The organism is Paraburkholderia lebeckiae (genome assembly GCF_014201005.1).
GTDB classification, from domain to species: Bacteria; Pseudomonadota; Gammaproteobacteria; order Burkholderiales; family Burkholderiaceae; genus Paraburkholderia; species Paraburkholderia tuberum.
On record NZ_JACHDK010000001.1, the window covers coordinates 440,838 to 460,214 of the forward strand.

Below are 19,377 nucleotides of genomic sequence, written 5' to 3' on the forward strand. Positions count from 1 at the left end.
CCCCAGCCTATCAATCGTATGCGCCCGATCCCACGGCTCCAAGCATTCGCCACCACGCTTCGATAGAATCGAAGATCCGCTTTCAATGCGCTTTCTCGCGCACTTCGCCTCGAGATCTCCGTGCCCGATCACCAAGCCTCCGAATTCGCCGTCCTGCCCGCCGCGCATCGCAATCTGTCCGTCACCGCACGGCAACGCGCACGCATTGCCACGATGGCAGTATTTTTCATCGCCGGCATGATGTACGCGTCGTGGGGCGTGCACGTGCCGACGGTGCGCGACCGCTTCCATCTGAATCCGGCGATGCTGTCGTTCGCGTTGTTCGCGGTGGCGGGCGGATCGATCGGCGCGATGGTGACCAATGCGTCGTGGATCGCGCGGGTCGGCACGCGCCGCGCCTGCCTGACCGGCGGCCTCGCGATGGCCGCCTGCGCCGCGCTGATCCTCGTCGTGCCGGCGTACTGGATCTTGCTGATCGTGCTGGCCGTCTTCGGCGCGGGCTTGGCCACGCTCGACGTCGCGATGAACGCCGAAGCGAGCGCCGTCGAAAAGGCGCTCGGCAAGCCGATCATGTCGTCGCTGCACGGGATGTTCAGCCTTGGCGGCATGTTCGGCGCGGCGGTGGGCGGGGCGCTGCTGTCGCGCGGCATGGCGCCGGCTCTGCATCTCGCGCTCGCCGCGGCGGCCAGCGCGCTCGTGCTGGTGCTCGCGTGCCCGTCGGTGCTGCCGCACGTGCCGCACGCCGAGCATCCCGATGCCGCGACGCCGCGCGCGAGCCGCTGGCGCTCGCCGGCGTTGTGGGCGCTCGGCACGATGGCGCTGGTCGCGCTGATCGCCGAAGGCGCGATGTACGACTGGGCCACGGTCTATATGCGCGATGTCGTGCTCTCGACGCCCGCGCTCGCCAGCGCCGCCTACGCGGCGTTTTCCGGCGGCATGGCGGCAGCGCGTTTTGCCGGCGACGCGGTGCGCGCCCGCTTCGGCGCGCCGCAACTCGTGATGATCAGCGCGGCGCTCGCCTGCGCCGGGATGGTCGACGCGCTGCTGCTGCCGAATCCGGTGGCCGCGCTCGCCGGCTTTGCGCTGATCGGCCTGGGCCTCGCGAACATGATGCCGGTGCTGTTCGCCGCCGCCGCGAGCGTGAAGGGCATCCACGCGGCCGAGGGGCTCGCGCACGTCGCGGGGCTGGCCTATTTCGGGTTGCTGCTCGGACCGGTGATCATCGGTGCGGTCGCGCAGGTGACCAATCTGACGATCGGGCTGTCGGTCGTCGCTGTGTGCGCCGCGATGATCGCGCTCGTCGGGCCGAAGGTGCTGCGGCGTTTGAAGATCTGACGCAAACGCAACGCCAAAAAGAAGAGGCACGCAAGCCTGCGGCCCACGTGCCTCTTTAGCGGCAAATCGAAGTGCGGCCCGACGCCGCCTTCGACCACACCGAATTTACATCTTCACGACGTCGAGCAGCGTCTTCTTGCCTTGCTTGTAGTTGTACAGCGAGATCACGCCGTGCTGCAGGTCGCCCTTCGAGTCGAACGTCGTTTCGCCGATCACGCCCTTGTAGTCGGTCGTCGGCATCGCTGCCAGGATCTTCGCCGGATCGGTCGAGTTAGCGCGCTTCATCGCGTCGACGATGATGTACACCGCGTCATACGTGAACGGCGCGTAAATCTGGATCGGCTGGCCGAAGCGCTTCTCGTACTTCGTTTCGAACGCCTTGCCGCCCGCCATCTTTTCGAGCGCCATGCCGGCTTCCGAGCAGACGATGTTGTCGGTTGCGTCGCCGGCCAGGTCCGACAGCTTGTCGGTACACACGCCGTCGCCTGCCAGCACCTTCGCGCGCAGGCCGAGCTGCTTCGCCTGCTTGGCGAACGGGCCGCCGGTCGCGTCCATGCCGCCGTACATGATCGCGTCGGGATTTTCACCCTTGATCTTCGTCAGAATCGCGCGGAAGTCGACGGCCTTGTCGTTCGTCGCGTCGTGCGACACGACGTTCATACCGAGCGACTTCGCCGTCTTCTCGAATTCGTTCGCGAGACCCTGGCCGTAAGCGGTCGAGTCGTCGACGATCGCGACGCTCTTCACCTTCATGCCCTTCGCCGCGTAGTTCGCGAGAGCGGGGCCTTGCTGAGCATCGGTCGCGACGACGCGGTAGGTCGTCTTGAAGCCTTGCTGCGTGTAGGCCGGGTTCGTTGCCGACGGCGAGATCTGCACGATGCCCGCATCGCTATAGATCTTCGATGCCGGGATCGAGGTGCCCGAGTTCAGGTGGCCGACCACGGCGACGACCTTGTCGTCGACGAGCTTCTGCGCAACCTGCGTAGCCGTGCGGGGGTCAGCCGCGTCGTCCTGCGCGTCGAGTTGCAGCGTGACCTTCTGGCCGCCGATCGTCAGACCCTTCGCGTTGATTTCCTCGATGGCGAGGCGCGCGCCGTTTTCGTTGTCCTTACCCAGGTGAGCGATACCGCCAGTCAACGGCGCGACGTGACCGATCTTGACGACCGTGTCGGCCGCGGCCGATGTTGCCAACGTCGCGAACAGCAGCGCCGCGGCGCTGATCGGCAACAGCTTTTGAATTTTGATGTTCATGTAAGTCTCCAGTTTCGGTCAAAACAACGTAATCGCCCTGTGCCCCGCTTCCCCTACACGTGTCGCTCAGTCCCGTGGACGACCACGCCGGTTGCATCGTTCATGCACTTGGCCAGTACGTTTACCGGACTGTTTGTGACAGTTGGCAAACCGTACTTGCGCGCAAGTGTAGGCCATCAAATTAATTTGGGGGAATTTTTTGAGAAAGTGGGAACAACACTAATAGCGCAGTTCCCGGGCGAACCGCTCGCGGCTTGGGCGAGCGGGCCGGAAAGCCCCATCCCATGCGGGTTTCCGCTAATTTGGAAGCTTCTCCGCGGGCGCGGATTTAGCCTTTTTCCGGCTTCTGTCACATATGATTCGAAGGGTTTTTCGACTCAAAAATGTGGCGTGCCGCACAGGATTGTGAGTGCGGTAAAAAACCTAAATCAGCCTTAAATCGGCAATGCAATCAACGCAAGAACGCGGCGATTCGCACGGAGGCCGCCTGCCATTCCTGCTCGAGTTGCGCCATCAGTTCGATCGCGCCGATTGCTTCGGCGCGCGCGTGGCCAAGCGGCGCACCCTGCCCCGCCCACAACGACAGGTAATCGCCGTTCTGCGCACGCGCCGCGTTTTGCCGCAACTCCTGCGTCAACGCGTTTTGCACCGGATACGGCGCGATGCTGTCCGCCGATTCGCGCAAACGCTGCATCAACGGATTGCGGATGCCGCGCGCGTGGCGGCCCGTGATCGCGCGCGTCACCGTGGTCGATGTATCTGACATGCCGCGCACGCGGGTTTTCCATACCTCGGGGATCGCGCTCTCGCGGGTGGTCAGAAACGCGGTGCCCATCACCGCGGCTTGCGCGCCGAGCGCGAGTGCCGCGACGATGCCGCGACCGTCCATGATGCCGCCGGCCGCGAGCACCGGCAGACCGGTCGCGTCGACCAGTTGCGGCACGAGCGCCATCGTGCCGATCAGCGCATCTTCGAATGCGCCGATGAACGTGCCGCGATGCGCGCCCGCCTCCGCGCCTTGCGCGGCGACGGCATCGGCGCCCGCATCGCGCCACGCGATGCCTTCGGCAACATGCGTCGCAGTCCCAACTACATAGCTACCGCTCGCGTGCAAACGCTCGACGTCGTCCGCTGCTAGCAGTCCGAACGTAAAGCCGGCGACCGGCACCCGCAATTCGATCAGCGTTTCCAGTTGCGCGCGAAAGTCAGGCGCATAGCGTGCGAGCGGCTCTCCCGGCGGCAAGCCGAGATCGGCGCGCAGCGGATCGATTGCGTCGAGCGCGCGGCGCACGGTGGCTTCATCGGGCGAGACCGCATCGAGCACGAACAGATTCACGCCGAACGGGCGATCAGTCAGCGCGCGAATCGCCGCGACCTCGCTCGCGATCTTCTCGGGTGCGAGCGCCGCCCCCGCGAGAAAACCAAGTCCGCCCGCATTGGATACCGCCGCGACGAGCGCCGGCGTCGTCGCGCCGCCGGCCATCGGCGCCTGCACGACGGGTACCCGCATCTGGAAGTGCTCGGCGAACGGCGTCACGAAACTGTCTTCATTCATGTTCGTTTCCTTCCGGCGCAAAGCCGTCGATGTGCTGATTCATGCGCTCGCCAACATGTTCGCGAGATGCGCTGACACGCGCGAGCCATCACGCGCTGACTGTACCGACACTGTACCGACACGCGCCATCGCGGAGATATGAATTATCGAGATCGTTTCAATCGCCTTACGAGAATCGAAGCACGCCGCATCACCCGCGAGGCCCCGTCCCCCCTCGCTGCAAGGCGATTCTTTTGATGGCAAACTAAGCGCCCGTTGCAGGGCCTCGCGGCCTTGAGCGTTTCGTACACACCGACCTCGCGCGGCGGTCGCGCGAGTCAATGGAGAACAGCATGAGCACGACTTCCCGATGGATCGACATCCCCGCCGGCAACGACAGTTTCGGCGGCTACCTCGCGCTGCCGAAGGGCGGCAAGGGACCGGCCGTCATCATCATTCAGGAAATTTTCGGCGTGAACGGCCATATCCGCTCTGTCGCGGATCAGTACGCGCAGGACGGCTATGTCGCGCTCGCCCCGGACGTGTTCTGGCGCGTGCAGCCGCGCGTCGAATTGACGTATGAGGGCAAGGATCGCGAAAAGGGCATCGAGCTGATGCAGAAAACCAAGGTCGACGACGCGGTCGCCGACCTCGGCGCCGCCGCGGCCGCCTTGCGCGCGCTGCCGGAAGTGACCGGCAAGATCGCGGCGATCGGCTACTGCTTCGGCGGCCGTCTCGCCTATCTGGCCGCGGCGGCCGGTTCGGTCGACGCCGCTGTCGCCTACTACGGCGGCGGCATCCATAACCATCTCGACAAAGCCGCGAACATCAAGGTGCCGATGCAGTTCCACTACGGCGAGCTCGACGCGCATATTCTGCCGTCGGACATCGGCCAGATTCAGGAGCGCTTCGCGGGTCGCGCCGACGTGCAATTCAACATCTACCCGAACGCCGATCACGGTTTCAACTGCTCGGAGCGTGCGTCGTACAACCAGCACGCGTCGGCATTGGCGCATGGCCGCACGCTGACCTTCCTCGGCGAGCGGATGTAATCCGCGGTTCCGGCATTCAGTCGGACCGCCGCGTTGCGCATGTGATCGCAAGCTCGCGCATTTGAAGTGCGCACTCGAATTCACATGAGTCACGTCGGCGCTCAACTCGGGTACTCTGTGCAAGACGGCGTGTCGGCCGACACGCCGTCTTTTCACATGTGCGACGCGCGAGCGGGGCAACGCGATGTCGAGCGAAGCGCCCCAGTCGCGCCTGCATGGCCGGCCACGAATTCGACGCAGCATGCCAACCGACCGCGAGGGCTCAACCGACGTGCAATCAGACTATCTCGCTCATGACGCCATCGGCCTCGCCGAGCTCGTGCGCACGCGCCAGGTCAGCGCGCGCGAATTGATCGACGTCGCGATCTCGCGCACCGAGGCCGTCAATCCCGCGATCAACGCGGTCGTTCTGAAGGACTACGATGCGGCCCGCCAACGTGCGTCGCGCGAAGACGCGAATCGCGCGAATACCGTCGACGGCGCGAACGGGACGGACAACTCCACCGCCCACGCCGCGCTCGCCGGCGTACCGTTCCTGATCAAGGATCTCGGCGCGCCCGTTGCGGGACTGCCCATGGCAATGGGCAGCCGACACTACCGCCATTTCATTCCGACTCAGGATGCGCCGGTCGTCGCGCTCGCGAAAGCGGCGGGTCTGAATATCTTCGCGAAGACCAGCACGTCCGAGCTCGGCCAGATGCCTTATACGGAGCCCGAACTATTTGGTGCGTGCCGTAATCCGTGGAACATCGATCACACGCCGGGTGGTTCGAGCGGCGGCGCGGCGGCGGCGGTCGCTGCCGGCATCGTACCGCTCGCGCATGCGTCGGACGGCGGCGGCTCGATCCGGATTCCGGCGTCGTGCTGCGGACTGTTCGGCCTGAAACCCTCGCGAGGTCGCGTGCCGCGCGCGGCGCAGGCCAGCGCCGGCGAACTCGGCATCGATCACGCCGTGTCGCGCAGCGTGCGCGACAGCGCGTTGCTGCTCGATCTGCTGGCCGGCAACGCCGAGCGGCCGACCGGCGCGCCCGGCACCTTTCTCGGCGCGACGCGCGAGCCGTGCAAACCGCTGACGATCGCCTACGTGACCGAGCCGATGCTCGCGCCGTCGTTATCGGCCGATGCGCGCACCGCGCTCGACGACGCCGCGCAACTCGCGAGCTCACTCGGCCATCGTCTGGAGCCGGTGTCGCTCGGCGTCGATTTCGCGGCGGTCCGTCATGCGTTCCTGACGCTGTGGTCGGTGACCGCCGAGGACCTCGTGCTGAACGCTGAGCGCATCACCGGTCACAAGCCAACGCGCGGCGAGTTCGAAATTTCGACATGGGCGATGGCGCACGTCGGCCGCAAGCTCGGCGAGCAGGGCTTGCCGGCCGCGCTCGACGAACAGCGCCGCATCACCGCGCGTCTGACCGACCTGCTGAACCGCTACGACGTGCTGTTGTGCGCGACGCTCGCGTCCGCGCCGATCAAGATCGGCGAGATGCGGCCAAGCTCGGTCGAGCGCATGCAGATGCGCGCGGTCACCACGATGCCGCTAGAACGATTGATGAAGAAACTGCTGTTCGAAGCGTCGAACAAGGCATTCGCGTGGGCCGGATGCACGGAGCTGTTCAACCTTAGCGGCCAGCCGGCGATGTCGGTGCCTTTGTACTGGAATGCGCGCGGGCTGCCGATCGGCGTGCAGTTCGCGGCGCGTATCGGCGGCGAGGCGACCCTGTTCAGACTCGCCGCGCAACTCGAGGCGGCACGGCCGTGGTTCGACAGGCGGCCACCATTGATGGATGCGCGCCGCTAAAAGTCCAACGGCCCGCTGCAATGAAGCTTTGAAAAACCGGCCCGGCTTGCGGAGCGCAGCCTGCGCCGCGCGCGGCGCGAAGCACCACGATGCGCACAATCACGGGATGCGCCGCGGTATTGCGGCGCATCCCGTGCGGCTCGCAAGCACCTCAAGCGCAGGCTTGCTCAGGCCTTCTTGTTATAGGCGCTGCACCATCCCGTGGCCGCGACCTGCTTGCCCGCGAACATCGGGCAGCCGCCGTAAGCGTCGCCCGCCTTGCCCTGGAAGAAGCTGCAGTTGCTGCATTGCTCGCCAGGCGTGTATTTGGCGAATTTCGCCTTGTCGACCTTGCTCGCGTCCGCCTTGTAGCCAAGCGCCTGCGCGGTCGGATCGGTTTCGGAGACTTTCGGCGCGTCGGCGAACGCCTGGCGCGACAACGCGAGCGTCGATGCCACGCCGATGCTGGTGATCAAAAACGTACGACGGGAAGATCTCATGGGGAACGCACTCCATTTATATGGGAATCAACGCCGTTCTAATGACAGCGTTCGCCAAGCATAGCAACGTAGCCGTCGCCCGTGAGATTCCAAATGCTAAAGATAAGCGGATCGGTACGGTGCGAACCCGGCTTCAAGCCCGCCCGCTCAGCTCGCAGACCCGCTGCGCAATCGCAAGCGATGCGGTCAACCCCGGCGACTCGATGCCGAACAGATTGACGAGCCCGCGCACACCATGCGCGGCCGGCCCCTGGATCATGAAGTCCGCGGCGGGCTCGCCCGGGCCCGACAACTTCGGACGAATACCGGCGTACGCCGGCTGCAACGCGCCATCGGGCAAGGCCGGCCAGTACGCGCGAATCGCCGCATAAAACGACTCCGCGCGACGCGGATCGACGTCGTAATTGATCGCGTCGACCCATTCGACGTCGGGACCGAAGCGCGCCTGGCCGCCGAGGTCGATCGTCAGATGCACGCCGAGGCCGGCTTCGTTCGGCATCGGATAGATCAGGCGGCTGAACGGCGCGCGCCCCGACATGCTGAAGTAATTGCCGCGCGCGAAGTAGAGCGGTGGCACGTGGCGCGCGTCGAGTCCGCGAATCTTGCGCGCGAGTGCGTTCGCATGCAGACCCGCGCTATTGATCACGCAAGCAGCGCTGATCGTGGTGGGCGCCGCACCGCCGACCGCGATGGTGAAACGGCCGTTATGAGCCTCGATCGCCTCGACCGGCGCATGGAACGCACACACGGCGCCGTCGCGCTCGGCATCGCCTTGCAGCGCGAGCATGTACTGATGACTATCGACGATCCCCGTCTGCGGCGAAAACACCGCCTCCACGCATTCGAGCGCCGGTTCGAGCGCCTGTGCCTGATCGCCGGTGATGCGCATCAGGTCGAGCACGCCGTTGTCGCGCCCTTTGGCCATGATGCTTTCGAGCTGCGGAATCTGGTTTCGCGACGTGGCGACGAGCAGTTTGCCGCAGCGCGAATGCGGCACATTGCGCTCGGCGCAATAGTCATACAGCATTTCGCGGCCGCGCACGCACAGCGTGGCCTTCAGCGATCCGCGCGGATAGTAGATGCCCGCGTGAATCACTTCGCTGTTGCGTGAACTCGTGCCCACGCCGATGGCGTCGGCGGCCTCCAGCACGATCACCTCGCGCCCGCGCGCCGCCAGCGCGCGCGCCGTCGAGAGGCCGATCACGCCGGCGCCGATCACTACACATTCGATCTGATCCATATCCTTTGACGCGGCGCATTGGGCCGCGCGCTGCCTCGTTCAGCCGATGGAAGGAAGACAAGTACGGTACCTCGCCGCCGCGTTCCGTTTGTTGTCGAACGCATCTGTCCGATGGTCTGCTTATGTCTTTTTATCACCGCCACGGAAAATTGTACGACTCGGTACAGACAGAAGTGACAAACGTTCGTGCGCGCCGACCAGGCGATGGCGGCGCAAGCTGGCTCGATTCCACGCTCCACATCGAAAGTAGCAATAATTGCCGCGGCATTCACCACGCAGGCTGTACGAATTTGCCGAGACAGCGCCCCAAATTCCAGAGAAGCGGGGCGTTGGTGCAAAAAACCGACCGAAAACCTCAAAAACCGATCGGTTTTCGCCGGTTTCCGTAATCCAGGCGGATATCGGCGGGCTCGATCTGGTCGCGTCCCGCAATGCGCGCCGCGCCGAAGCCGTTCAGGATCGCGCGGCGCATCTCGCGCGGCGACGCCCGCTTGAGCGCATCGAGCGTCGCGTCGCCAAGCGTCTCCGGAAAGCGCAGGCCCCAATTATGCGCGCCGCGGATCTCGACGTAGATCGACTGCGCGATGCGTCGCGCGCCGGCGTGGTCCGGCGGCGAGATCTCGTAGACGTTCATGCGGTTCAGGATCGGCTCGGGGATCGCGCGTTCGTCGTTGGCGGTCGCGATCCAGATCACGTTGCCCGCGTTGATCGGTATCTCGGCGAACTCGTCGATGAAGCTCTGGGCGGTGTCGTGTTCGAGTAGCGCGTACAGCGCGCCGAGCGGATCGTATTGCGAATCGCCGCTCGCCTTGTCGATTTCGTCGACGGCGATCACCGGGTTCGCGTAGCTGCCGTTCACGAGTGCATCGAACACCTTGCCCGGCTTCGCGTTCTTCCATTGCGACGACGCGCCCGACAGAATCCAGCCCGCCGTCAGCGAACTCATCGCGACGTATTGGTACGCGGTGCCGAGCAGGCGCGCGAGCTGCTTCGCGAAATGCGTCTTGCCGATGCCGGGCTCGCCGAGCAACAGGATCGGCATCAGTTCGAGCCGGTCCTCGGTTTCGAGGCACAGCGCGACCTGCTTGCGGATGTCGTCGAGCGGTGCGGAAAAATTGGGCAGCGCGCCGATCAGATCGTCGATCGACGGCATCCGGTTCGGCTTCACGCAGAATCGCAGATTGCCGGTTTTCAGCATCTTTTCGTAGGTTGTGCGCAGCGCCTCGTTCGCGCCCTCGCCGAGACCGTTCAGCGCGCTTTCGACCTCGTCGAGGTCATACACCCGGCTGAACGAGGCCACGGCGATTTCCTGTTTGACCATTGCTGTCGTCATCGCTCACCCCGTCTGGCTGATTCTGTAGCGGCGGCGCCTTGTGAGCGCCGGTTCGAGTCCAGTGTAGCGGGGACATAAACACGTGCAAGCCAGCAGTCATGTGGCTCTGCTGCTAACGATCGCTGGCATCCCATCCTTATCTGGAATGGATTGTTGCTGAACCGGCCCTCGTCGACCGTGTCAGAAATCGTCGCGGCCATCGGGGGTAAGATGGCTCTCTAATTGCTGCGAGGCACCCACGCAACCGACGCGTGAGCGGAGATCCTTTTTATGTGGAAAACCAGTATCGTGGCCATGCTGCTTGGCGCTTCGTTGCTCGCCCACGCGCAACAACGGCCAGCGCAGCAGGTCGTGCAATGGCAGCTGCAGGTGGTGAAAGATGGCCAGCAGATCGATTCGTTCGACGGCACCACCACCGTCGGCCAGGCACGCACGGATACGCATCACCAGGTCGTGCAACACGAGGTCGGCTGCAAGGACCAGCCGGCCGGCAGCATCGATCTGTCACGCACGATCACGGTGTCGCCGCTGCGCGTCGATCCCGAGGGCGTGATGTTTTCGATCGACACGCAGGAAACGCTCGAGGACGACAATGCGCGGCGCACCGACATCGGCTGCAAGCTGCCGCCGCAGCCGCGCCAGGTGAGCGCAAGCCACCCGGGTCTCGTGGTGCCGCCGGATCAATGGGCGAGCTGGACGATCGTCGATCACAATCCGAACCTCGTGTACCGCGTGCATGCGAACGTCGTGAGCAATGGTGCGAACGGCAATGGCACGAACGGCGGCATGAGCGGCAATGGCGCCGCGACCGGCAGCAGCAATCCGAACTGACAGGAACCGCGCGCCTTACCGACGCGCTCAAACAGAACACGTGGATAACGCGGCATGCGAAACCCAGAAGAACTGATCCGCGAGAGCCTCGCGCCGAACGATTTCGTCGCGGTGAGCTGGAACCTGCACAAGGGCCGCACACCGCTCGGTTTTCAGGCCTGGCAGGCGATGCAGCGCTGGGTTCAATCGACCCACGCGGACGCATACTTCCTGCAGGAAGCGATGGCGCGGCGTATGCCATCGCCGGTATTGGCGAGCAGTTTCGGCGCGCCGATGGGCGATCCCCTAAACGACGTATGGCACTGTCAGGCAACCGAAATCGCGCGCGCGCTCGAACTCGAAGTCGCGCTCGGCCCGAACGTGTTCAAGCCGTCGTGGCGGCACGGCAATGCAATCCTGTCGCCGCATCCGCTCGATCTCGGCGGCCGCTGGGACATCTCCGCGCACCGCTTCGAAAAGCGCGGCCTGCTGGTCGCGCGTGCGACGTTCGGCGGACGACTCGTCACGTTGCTCTGTGCGCATCTCGCGCTGACGCGTCCGGCGCGGTTGCGGCAGATGCACTGGATCGCGCACTGGATCGCGAAAGAAGCCCCCGACGGTCCGCTCGTGCTGGCCGGCGATTTCAACGATTGGCGCAACGACTCGGTGCCGCTCTTTCGCGAGCATGGCTTACAGGAAGTCGCTACGCTGCTCGGCGAACCGGCGCGCACGTTCCCGGCGTTCTCGCCGGCGCTGTCGCTCGACAAGATGTTCGTGCGCGACATGCAGCCGGTCGAATGGATCCAGCCGACGCAGGAGACCGCGTGGCTGTCAGATCATTTGCCGTATATGGCGAAGTTGCGGCTGGAGTGAGCGCTTCAGTTGGCTGAGCTTTCGCCAACGGAACGCGCGTCCCCCTCACTCGCGATGCGGCGTCCAGCTCAACGCCGCTTCGATCTCCTCCCCCGGCTGCAATACGCAGCCACCGACGTGTTCTTGTGTACCAACCGCGTTGAAGCAATCGGTCGTATTCGTGACCGGTTCCACGCATAGCTGCAGATCGTTGGCCGGCGCGAACACGACCAGGTGATCGAACGGCGCGTCGGCACGCATCGTCAGATTGCGGCGCTCGTCGGGCCACGAGATCGTCGCCACGCGCGACCAGTTCGAAAAGTTGTTGTCGAGATCGAACGCATCGGGCGACATGCCCGCGCGCAATGCGTCGACGGCCGGATGCGGGCCAAGATGCGTCGGCAGTACGTCGGTGTCCGCGTGCCACATCGCCTGCACGTCGGCATGGATGCGCGTCGCCGGGGTGCGCGGATAGTACGGATGATGGCCCATGCCGAACGGCATCGGCCGGTCGGCGAGATTCCGCGCGGACATCGTGATGTGGAGCGCGCCACCGCGCAACTCGATACGCTGCCGCGCGCGATAGCGAAACGGCCAGTCGCCGGTCATGCTCGCATCGGGCTCGTGCTCGAAGTGCAGGTCCACCGCGCTTTCGCTGCGCGCGCCGACGCGCCACGGATGCCGCCACGCGTTGCCATGCAGCGCGTGGGCGAAACGCGGGTCGTTGCCGGCGAGATCGATCGTCGCGCCGTCGAACGCGAAGCGCGCATCGCGAATTCGGTTGCAGTATGGGAACAGCGGAAAACTCGCCATGCGCAGCGCATCGCGCGCTTCGAACGCTTCCGGCAGCGCCGGCCGCAGCCAGTGCAACGGACCTTCCGGCGCGACTTCGTAGAACGCCGCGAGCGCGCCGCCAACGTCCGGCGCGAGCACCGCTCGCAACACACCGGCCGACAACGTGACGAGGCGCGCGGCGATCGCGGGATCGTCGAGCCATGAGCGTTGAGTCGCCGATCGAGTCATGGCCTGTGCCTCGCGCGGCCGGGCAGGATTCAGGGAAACGTCGCGCATGGTCAGACGAGGCGAAACCGCGAGCGGAAAGCGGCATCAGCGTGCATTCATATCTCCTTTGACGTGCCGCGCACCCCGCGGCCGGCGGACCACCTCCGTCCGCCCCGAGCGAGAATCGCACGACACCGCACCATCGGTCAATATTATTAGTAATAAATTCGTTAAAAAAGCCCGGTAACGGACCGTAAGCTCGGTTCCCAAATGGCGGGTTAGCGTGCGTTGCCGCACGCATATTATTAGTGGTACCGTCAGCAGCATGATGCCGCTGGCATTCCCCTGCTTCAGCGCCGCCTCCGCGCGGCCCGCACAATGAAAAAATCGACTCAACGCCGTCCCACCATGACCGACATCGCCAAGCTCACAGGCGTGTCGCAATCCACCGTTTCGCTCGTGCTCAACAACGCGGCCGGCGCGAAATTCTCCGATGCGACCCGCAACAAGGTGCTGAAGGCCGCGCACGACCTCGGCTACCGGCTGTCGCTGCGCGCGCCCGTAGCGGCATCGAGCGACGAGCGCAACCTGATCGTCTATCTGGCCGACGAAATCTCGACGAGCCCGCACCCGGTCGTCAACATCGACGGCGCGCGCGACGCCGCGTACGCGAGCGGCAAGATGCTCGCGGTCTACTCGACGCACGGCAACGCCGACATCGAAAAACAGGTACTCGACACGGTCCTCACCAATCCGCACGTGTTCGGCGTGATCTACGCGACCGTCTACACGCGCAAAGTCGCGCCGCCGGCCGCGCTGTCGCAGGTGCCGACCGTGCTGCTGAACTGCTACACCAGCGACAGCACGTTCTCGTCCGTGGTGCCAGCCGAGGTCGCGGGCGGCCATCTGGCGACCGAGTACCTGCTGCAGGCCGGCCACCGGCGCATCGGCTACATCAACGGCGAGCCGTGGCAGGACGCCGCGAAAGACCGCCTGAAGGGCTACCGCACGGCGCTCGCGACCGCCGACCTGCCTTTCGCGGCCGAACTCGTGCGCGACGGCGACTGGAGCTCGGGCCTCGGCTTCGAGCTGACGCTGTCGCTGATGCGCGAGGCCAATCCGCCCACCGCGATCTTCTGCGCCAACGACCTGAGCGCGATCGGCGCGATCGAGGCGCTCAAGCAGCTCGGCCTGCGCGTGCCCGAGGACGTGTCGGTGCTCGGCTACGACGACCAGGAAATCGCGCGCCACACGCATCCGCCGCTGTCGACGGTGGTGCTGCCCAACTACGAACTCGGCCGCTGGGCCGTCGAAACGCTGCTGCAGGAAGAGCACAACCGCGCGGCCGGCGCGCCGGTGCGCCATCGCACGGTCAAGCTTGATGGACCGCTGGTCGAACGTACCTCGGTCAGGGTAATTACCGAGGCGAAACCGGCGGCAATTAATATTATTAGTGATTGACCGATAATAATTCCTGGTGGAATAATCGGCACGTCGGGTCGGGAAGAAAGCGCATCGGTGGGTCATAGCCGACGGCACGCTCGCCGGCGAAAAAACGTCGGCACCCCGGCAAGACAGAGACAGTCCCGAGTAGCACAAAAAGCAAATAAACCGTCACCGGTTACTGGAGGAAGACATGGCGTCGCTCAATACGCAGTCGCGCATGCACGCGCGAAAGCAGCAGATTCGTCCGCTGGCAGCTTCGCTGCTGGCTCTGGCAATCGGTGTCGGCGCGGCGGCCGCGCACGCCGACGACGCATTGCCGAAGTTGCCGACCAAAACCCCGTTGAAGGTCGGCTTCGCGCAGACCGAAAGCAACAACCCGTGGCGTCTCGCGGAAACCCGGAGCTTCAAGGACGTCGCCGCGAAATGCGGCTGGCAGATCGTGATGACCGACGCCAACGGCTCCAACTCCAAACAGGTCTCCGACATTCAAAGCATGATCGCCCAGCACGTCGATCTGCTGGTGTTCCCGCCGCGTGAAGAGAAGCCGCTCGCGCCGGTCGTGCTGCAGGCGAAGAAGGCCGGCATTCCGGTGATCCTCGTCGACCGCGACGTCGACCAGTCGGTGGCGAAGGCTGGCCGCGACTACATCACGTTCATCGGCTCGGACTTCATCGATCAGGGTCACCGCGCCGCCGACTGGCTCGTCAAGGCGACGGGCGGCAAGGCGAAGATCATCGAGCTCGAAGGCACGACGGGTGCGTCGGCCGCGAACGATCGCAAGAAGGGTTTCGACGAAGTCATCGCGAAGAACCCCGGCATGACGATCATCGCGTCGCAAAGCGGCGACTTTGCGCGCGACACCGGCCGCAAGGTGATGGAAACACTGTTGCAGGCGCATCCCGACGTGACCGCCGTATACGCGCACAACGACGAAATGGCGCTCGGCGCGATTGCCGCGATCAAGGCGGCCGGCAAGCAGCCGGGCAAGGACATTCAGATCGTCACGATCGACGGCACCAAGGGCGGCATGGACGCGATCGCGGCCGGCGAACTCGGCGCGAGCGTGCAATCGAGCCCGTTCTTCGGCCCGCTCGCCTGCGACGTCGCGCAGCGCTATGCGAAGGGTGAAAAGATCCCGACCTGGATCAAGGTGTCGGACCGCTTCTACGACAAGGAAAACGTGCAGCAGAACATGCAGTACGGCTACTGATCGCAATTATCGGGAAGCGATCGGGAAGCGCCCCGGGCGCATCATTTTCCCGGGGACTCCCTTCGGCGTTGTAGCAGGAAGTCGCCCGCCTTCCATGAATGTCTCCTCGTCGGGCGGGTGGCGAGAAGGCTTCGAAGCGACGCGCCCGTGACCGACGGACCGTCGCTTCGCTTTTATGCGGGCGTAGCATGGGCTGGGCGCGCTGGCGCGACGGACCCCGCGTCGCCAGCAACAGCGCAGTCGGCAATATCGACAGCATCCGCATCAGGAGAACTCTCGTGACGGAATCTGGCAAAGAGACGCCACCCTCCCCCCTTACCCGTTCGCCGCTGCTCGAGATGCAGGACATCGGCATCAGCTTCGGCGGTGTACCCGCGTTGCGCGGCGCGAATCTGAGCGCCACCGCGGGCGAAGTGCACGCGCTGATCGGCCAGAACGGCGCCGGCAAATCGACACTGATCAAAATCCTGACCGGCGCCTATCGGCGCGGCTCGGGCAGCGTGAGATTCGAAGGCCGCGAGGTCGATTTCCGCACGCCCAAGCAGGCGCGCGAAGCGGGCATCAGCACGATCTACCAGGAGATCAACCTGGTGCCGTTCCGCTCGGTAGCGGAAAACATCTTTCTCGGCCGCGAGCCGCGCCGCTTCGGTCTGATCGACTGGCGCACGGTGCAGCAGCGCGCGGCCGCGCTGCTCGATTCGTTCGGTTTGCAGATCGACGTGAAAAAGCCGGTCAGTCGTTACTCGACCGCGATCCAGCAAATGGTGGCGCTTGCGCGCGCGGTGTCGTCGGACGCGAAGATGGTGATCATGGACGAATCGACGTCGTCGCTCGACGAGCGCGAAGTCGAACTGCTGTTCACCGTCGTGCGCAAGCTGCGCGACGACGGCCGCGCGGTGATTTTCGTCTCGCACCGGCTCGACGAGCTGTACGCGCTGTGCGATCGCGTGACCGTGATGCGCGACGGCCAGACGGTCGTGCAAAGCACGATGGCCGAGATGGACAAGCTGCAGCTCGTCACGACGATGCTCGGCCGCTCGCTCGCCGCCGTCGTGCAAGACGACACGGCCGCGCGCGAAGCGAATCTCGCCAGGCGCGGCGAGCAGGTGATCGGCGCGACGCAGCTCGGCGCGCCGCCGAAGGTCAACGGCGTGTCGCTCGACGTGCACGCGGGCGAGGCGGTCGGCCTGGCCGGCCTGCTCGGCTCGGGCCGCACCGAAACGATGCGGCTGATGTTCGGCGCCGATCCGCTGGCACAAGGCGCGCTGTCGATCGGCGGCGAGAAAGTCGCGCTGAAGTCGCCGCAGGACGCGATCGCGCGCGGCCTCGCGTACCTGACCGAAGACCGCAAGGGCGAAGGCATCGTCCCCGAGCTGTCGGTGCGCGACAACCTGACGCTTGTCTGTCTGCGCACGCTCGCGAAAAACGGCATCGTCGACGTGAAGAAGCAGCAGGCGATCGTCGATCGCTTCATCGCGTCGCTCGGCATCAAGCTGCGTTCGGCCGATCAGCCGATCCGCGAGCTATCGGGCGGCAACCAGCAGAAAGTGCTGCTCGCGCGCTGGCTCGCGGCCGAGCCAGCGCTGCTGCTGCTCGATGAGCCGACGCGCGGCATCGACGTCGGCGCGAAAGCCGACGTCGCGAAGATCGTGCGCGAGTTGCGTGACGCGGGGCTCGCGGTACTGCTGTCCGCGTCCGAGCTCGAAGAGTTGACCGCGGTCGCCGATCGCGCGGTCGTGATCCGCGACGGCCGCACGGTCGCCGAACTGAACGGCGCCGACATGAGCGAGACCGCGATCATGGACGCGATCGCCTACGGCAGCGAGGGCCAATCGGCGCTCGCGCAAGCCGCGCAATCGGCACACATCGAAGACGCGTTGGAGGGCGACCGTCATGGCGCTTAAGCTGCATTCGAATTCGCTGCGCAGCGATGCGGCGGGCGCCGCTGCGACGGGCGCCGACACCACCATGACGCACTCGACCGATACCCCGCCCGCACGGTCCGGGAGCACCGTGCACAAATGGCGCTATCTCGCGATGCAGCGCGAAGTGATCGTGCTGCTCGCGATGGTGCTGTTCAATCTCATCTTCACGCCGCACTTCTGGTCGTTGCAGACGTTCAACGTGAACATGACGCAGGTCGTGACGATCGTGATCGTCGGCATCGGCATGACGCTGGTCGTCGCGACGGGCGGCATCGATCTGTCGGTGGGCGCGTCGATGGCGATTTCGGGCGCGCTCGCGCCGATGCTGTTCCTCAACATAGCGGGGCCGCTCGGCATCGGGCTTGCGTTCGTGCTGCCGGTACTCGCGGCGGCCGCATGCGGCGTGTTCAACGGCCTGCTCGTCACGCGACTATCGGTGCAGCCGATCGTCGCGACGCTCGTGCTGTTCATCGCCGGACGCGGCATCGCGCAGGTCGTCACCGACGGCAGCCTGCAGGCGTTCAACACGCCAGCCTTTCAGTGGATCGCGCTCGGCAAGGTCGCGGGCGTGCCGTTCCAGGTGCTGCTGATGCTCGCGCTGGTCGGCGCGTTCGCGTGGATCGTGCGCAAGACGTTGTTCGGCCAGTATCTGCTGATCACCGGCGGCAACGAAAAAGCCGCGTATCTGTGCGGCGTGCCGACCGCTACCGTCAAGATGATCGCGTACACGCTGTGCGCGGCGCTCGCGGGCCTCGCGGGGCTGATCTCGATCTCGGTGAATTCGTCGTCGGATGCGAACGTCGTGGGGCTTGGCGTCGAACTCGATGCGATCGCGGCGGTCGCGGTCGGCGGCACCGCGCTGACGGGCGGCAAGGCGTATATCGGCGGCACGCTGATCGGCGCGCTGATCATCCAGTTGCTGCGCTATACGCTGCTCGCGCACGGCATTCCCGATGCCGCCGCGCTCGTCGTGAAGGCCGGCATCATCGTCGCGGCGGTTTACGTGCAGCGGCGCTCGCGCTGATTCTGGCGCTTGCGCTCACGCTCATTTTCACGATCTGCGGGCAACCTTTCCGGATTCGGTGCGATGAAAAAGAATCTTCCCATCCTGCTCGCGCTCGCGGGGCTCGTCGTCTTTGGCCTCGCGCGCTACGACCACTTCGGCTCGGCGTACAACATCACGTCGTTCTGGCGCTACAACTCGATGTTCGCGCTGATCTCCATCGGCATGGCCTTCGTGATCATCACGGGCGGCATCGATCTGTCGGTCGGCACGGTCGCGGCGCTCGCGAGCGTGGTCGCCGCGTTGACGAGCGTCTTCGGCGGCTGGGTCGCGGTGCTGGCGGGTTGCTTGGCCGGGCTCGCGGTCGGTGTGCTGAACGGCGTCATCATCACGCGGCTCAAGATCCTGCCGTTCATCGTCACACTCGCGACGAGCCTCGGCGCCCACGGCGTCGCGCTGTTGCTCGGCAAGAACGACGCGGTATCGATCGCGGCCGATTCGAACTTCGGCAACTTCGGTCAGGGCGACCTGTTCGGGCTGCCGATTCCGGGACTCGTCGCGCTCGTCGCCGCGGTCGCCGGCTGGCTCGCGCTGCGCAGCACGCGCTTCGGGCGGCACTCGCTCGCGATCGGGGGCAGCGAAGAGGCCGCACGGCTGATGGGGCTGAACGTCGACCGCACGCTGGTAATGGCCTATGCGGTCAGCGGGCTGCTCGCTGGCATGGCGGGCGTGATTCTCGCCGCGCAGTTCGGCGCTGGGCAGCCTAACGAAGGCGTCGGTTGGGAGCTGTTCGCGATTTCGGCGGTCGTGCTTGGCGGCACGCTGCTGACCGGCGGCGAGGGTTCCGTCGCGATGACGATTGCCGGCGTGCTGCTGCTCGGGCTCGTGTTCAATCTGCTGAACTTCGAGAACGGGCTCGGGTTCATCAGTCTGTCCGCGTACTGGCAATCCGTGATTCGCGGCGTGTTCCTGCTACTCGTGATCGTGCTGCAGGCGCGCGTGTTGAAACAGCGCGGAAAAAAGCGGGTGCCGGCGGTGTGAGCAAGCGGCACCCGCGAATTGGCGTCATCAATTCCATCGGACAGAATTTCCTTACTTGGCCGAGGC

General features: G+C 65.2%; 16 protein-coding genes. 10 read left to right on the plus strand and 6 right to left on the minus strand.

Annotation, left to right across the window (positions count from 1 at the left end; all coding sequences use genetic code 11):
- Positions 1-120: 120 nt before the first annotated feature.
- Positions 121-1,335, plus strand: a complete 1,215-nt coding sequence (locus tag HDG39_RS02010) for an MFS transporter (RefSeq protein WP_184002810.1) — start codon at positions 121-123, stop codon at positions 1,333-1,335.
- Positions 1,336-1,440: 105 nt separating this feature from the next.
- On the opposite strand, the gene HDG39_RS02015 is transcribed toward HDG39_RS02010, so the two are convergent.
- Together HDG39_RS02015 and HDG39_RS02020 are read right to left on the minus strand one after the other, a co-directional pair.
- Entirely contained in the window at positions 1,441-2,586 is a 1,146-nt protein-coding gene (locus HDG39_RS02015; protein ID WP_018419153.1) for a branched-chain amino acid ABC transporter substrate-binding protein, read from the minus strand.
- A 451-nt stretch (positions 2,587-3,037) separates the two neighbouring features.
- Complete coding sequence (locus tag HDG39_RS02020) at positions 3,038-4,141, minus strand: NAD(P)H-dependent flavin oxidoreductase (protein WP_184002812.1); 1,104 nt, start codon at positions 4,139-4,141, stop codon at positions 3,038-3,040.
- Positions 4,142-4,473: 332 nt separating this feature from the next.
- Between HDG39_RS02020 and HDG39_RS02025 the strand changes: the two genes are divergently transcribed.
- Positions 4,474-5,172, plus strand: coding sequence for a dienelactone hydrolase family protein (locus HDG39_RS02025; RefSeq protein WP_184002814.1), 699 nt, complete (start codon positions 4,474-4,476; stop codon positions 5,170-5,172).
- Between the two features lie 241 nt (positions 5,173-5,413).
- Complete coding sequence (locus HDG39_RS02030) at positions 5,414-6,970, plus strand: amidase (RefSeq protein ID WP_221305575.1); 1,557 nt, start codon at positions 5,414-5,416, stop codon at positions 6,968-6,970.
- 167 nt (positions 6,971-7,137) lie between these two features.
- Here the strand turns inward: HDG39_RS02030 and HDG39_RS02035 are convergent, their stop codons facing one another.
- The 3 genes from HDG39_RS02035 to HDG39_RS02045 all read right to left on the minus strand — a co-directional run bounded on the left by HDG39_RS02035 (position 7,138) and on the right by HDG39_RS02045 (position 10,022).
- Positions 7,138-7,449, minus strand: coding sequence for a high-potential iron-sulfur protein (locus tag HDG39_RS02035; protein WP_026225561.1), 312 nt, complete (start codon positions 7,447-7,449; stop codon positions 7,138-7,140).
- Positions 7,450-7,582: 133 nt separating this feature from the next.
- A complete protein-coding gene (locus HDG39_RS02040) occupies positions 7,583-8,689 on the minus strand; it encodes an NAD(P)/FAD-dependent oxidoreductase (protein ID WP_184002816.1) in 1,107 nt (368 codons plus the stop codon).
- Between the two features lie 355 nt (positions 8,690-9,044).
- Positions 9,045-10,022, minus strand: coding sequence for an AAA family ATPase (locus HDG39_RS02045; RefSeq protein ID WP_184002818.1), 978 nt, complete (start codon positions 10,020-10,022; stop codon positions 9,045-9,047).
- 270 nt (positions 10,023-10,292) lie between these two features.
- Here HDG39_RS02045 and HDG39_RS02050 point away from each other — a divergent pair, with 270 nt between their 5' ends.
- Together HDG39_RS02050 and HDG39_RS02055 are read left to right on the plus strand one after the other, a co-directional pair.
- Positions 10,293-10,853, plus strand: a complete 561-nt coding sequence (locus HDG39_RS02050; RefSeq protein ID WP_184002820.1) for a hypothetical protein — start codon at positions 10,293-10,295, stop codon at positions 10,851-10,853.
- A gap of 54 nt (positions 10,854-10,907) precedes the next feature.
- Positions 10,908-11,705, plus strand: coding sequence for an endonuclease/exonuclease/phosphatase family protein (locus tag HDG39_RS02055; protein WP_184002822.1), 798 nt, complete (start codon positions 10,908-10,910; stop codon positions 11,703-11,705).
- A 45-nt stretch (positions 11,706-11,750) separates the two neighbouring features.
- Here the strand turns inward: HDG39_RS02055 and HDG39_RS02060 are convergent, their stop codons facing one another.
- Positions 11,751-12,707 carry an aldose 1-epimerase gene (locus HDG39_RS02060; RefSeq protein ID WP_184002824.1) on the minus strand — a complete coding sequence of 319 codons (957 nt, stop codon included), beginning with the start codon at positions 12,705-12,707 and terminating at the stop codon, positions 11,751-11,753.
- Between the two features lie 387 nt (positions 12,708-13,094).
- On the opposite strand from HDG39_RS02060, the gene HDG39_RS02065 reads away from it, so the two are divergent.
- From HDG39_RS02065 to HDG39_RS02085, 5 genes are all read left to right on the plus strand, one after another.
- Complete coding sequence (locus HDG39_RS02065) at positions 13,095-14,147, plus strand: LacI family DNA-binding transcriptional regulator (protein WP_184002826.1); 1,053 nt, start codon at positions 13,095-13,097, stop codon at positions 14,145-14,147.
- 175 nt (positions 14,148-14,322) lie between these two features.
- Positions 14,323-15,342, plus strand: coding sequence for an ABC transporter substrate-binding protein (locus HDG39_RS02070; RefSeq protein ID WP_184002828.1), 1,020 nt, complete (start codon positions 14,323-14,325; stop codon positions 15,340-15,342).
- 338 nt (positions 15,343-15,680) lie between these two features.
- On the plus strand, positions 15,681-17,246 hold the full coding sequence (locus HDG39_RS02075; RefSeq protein ID WP_221305599.1) for a sugar ABC transporter ATP-binding protein: 1,566 nt from the start codon (positions 15,681-15,683) through the stop codon (positions 17,244-17,246).
- Between the two features lie 64 nt (positions 17,247-17,310).
- A complete protein-coding gene (locus HDG39_RS02080) occupies positions 17,311-18,291 on the plus strand; it encodes an ABC transporter permease (protein WP_409259147.1) in 981 nt (326 codons plus the stop codon).
- Between the two features lie 63 nt (positions 18,292-18,354).
- Positions 18,355-19,311, plus strand: coding sequence for an ABC transporter permease (locus tag HDG39_RS02085; protein ID WP_184002834.1), 957 nt, complete (start codon positions 18,355-18,357; stop codon positions 19,309-19,311).
- Positions 19,312-19,377: the final 66 nt, after the last annotated feature.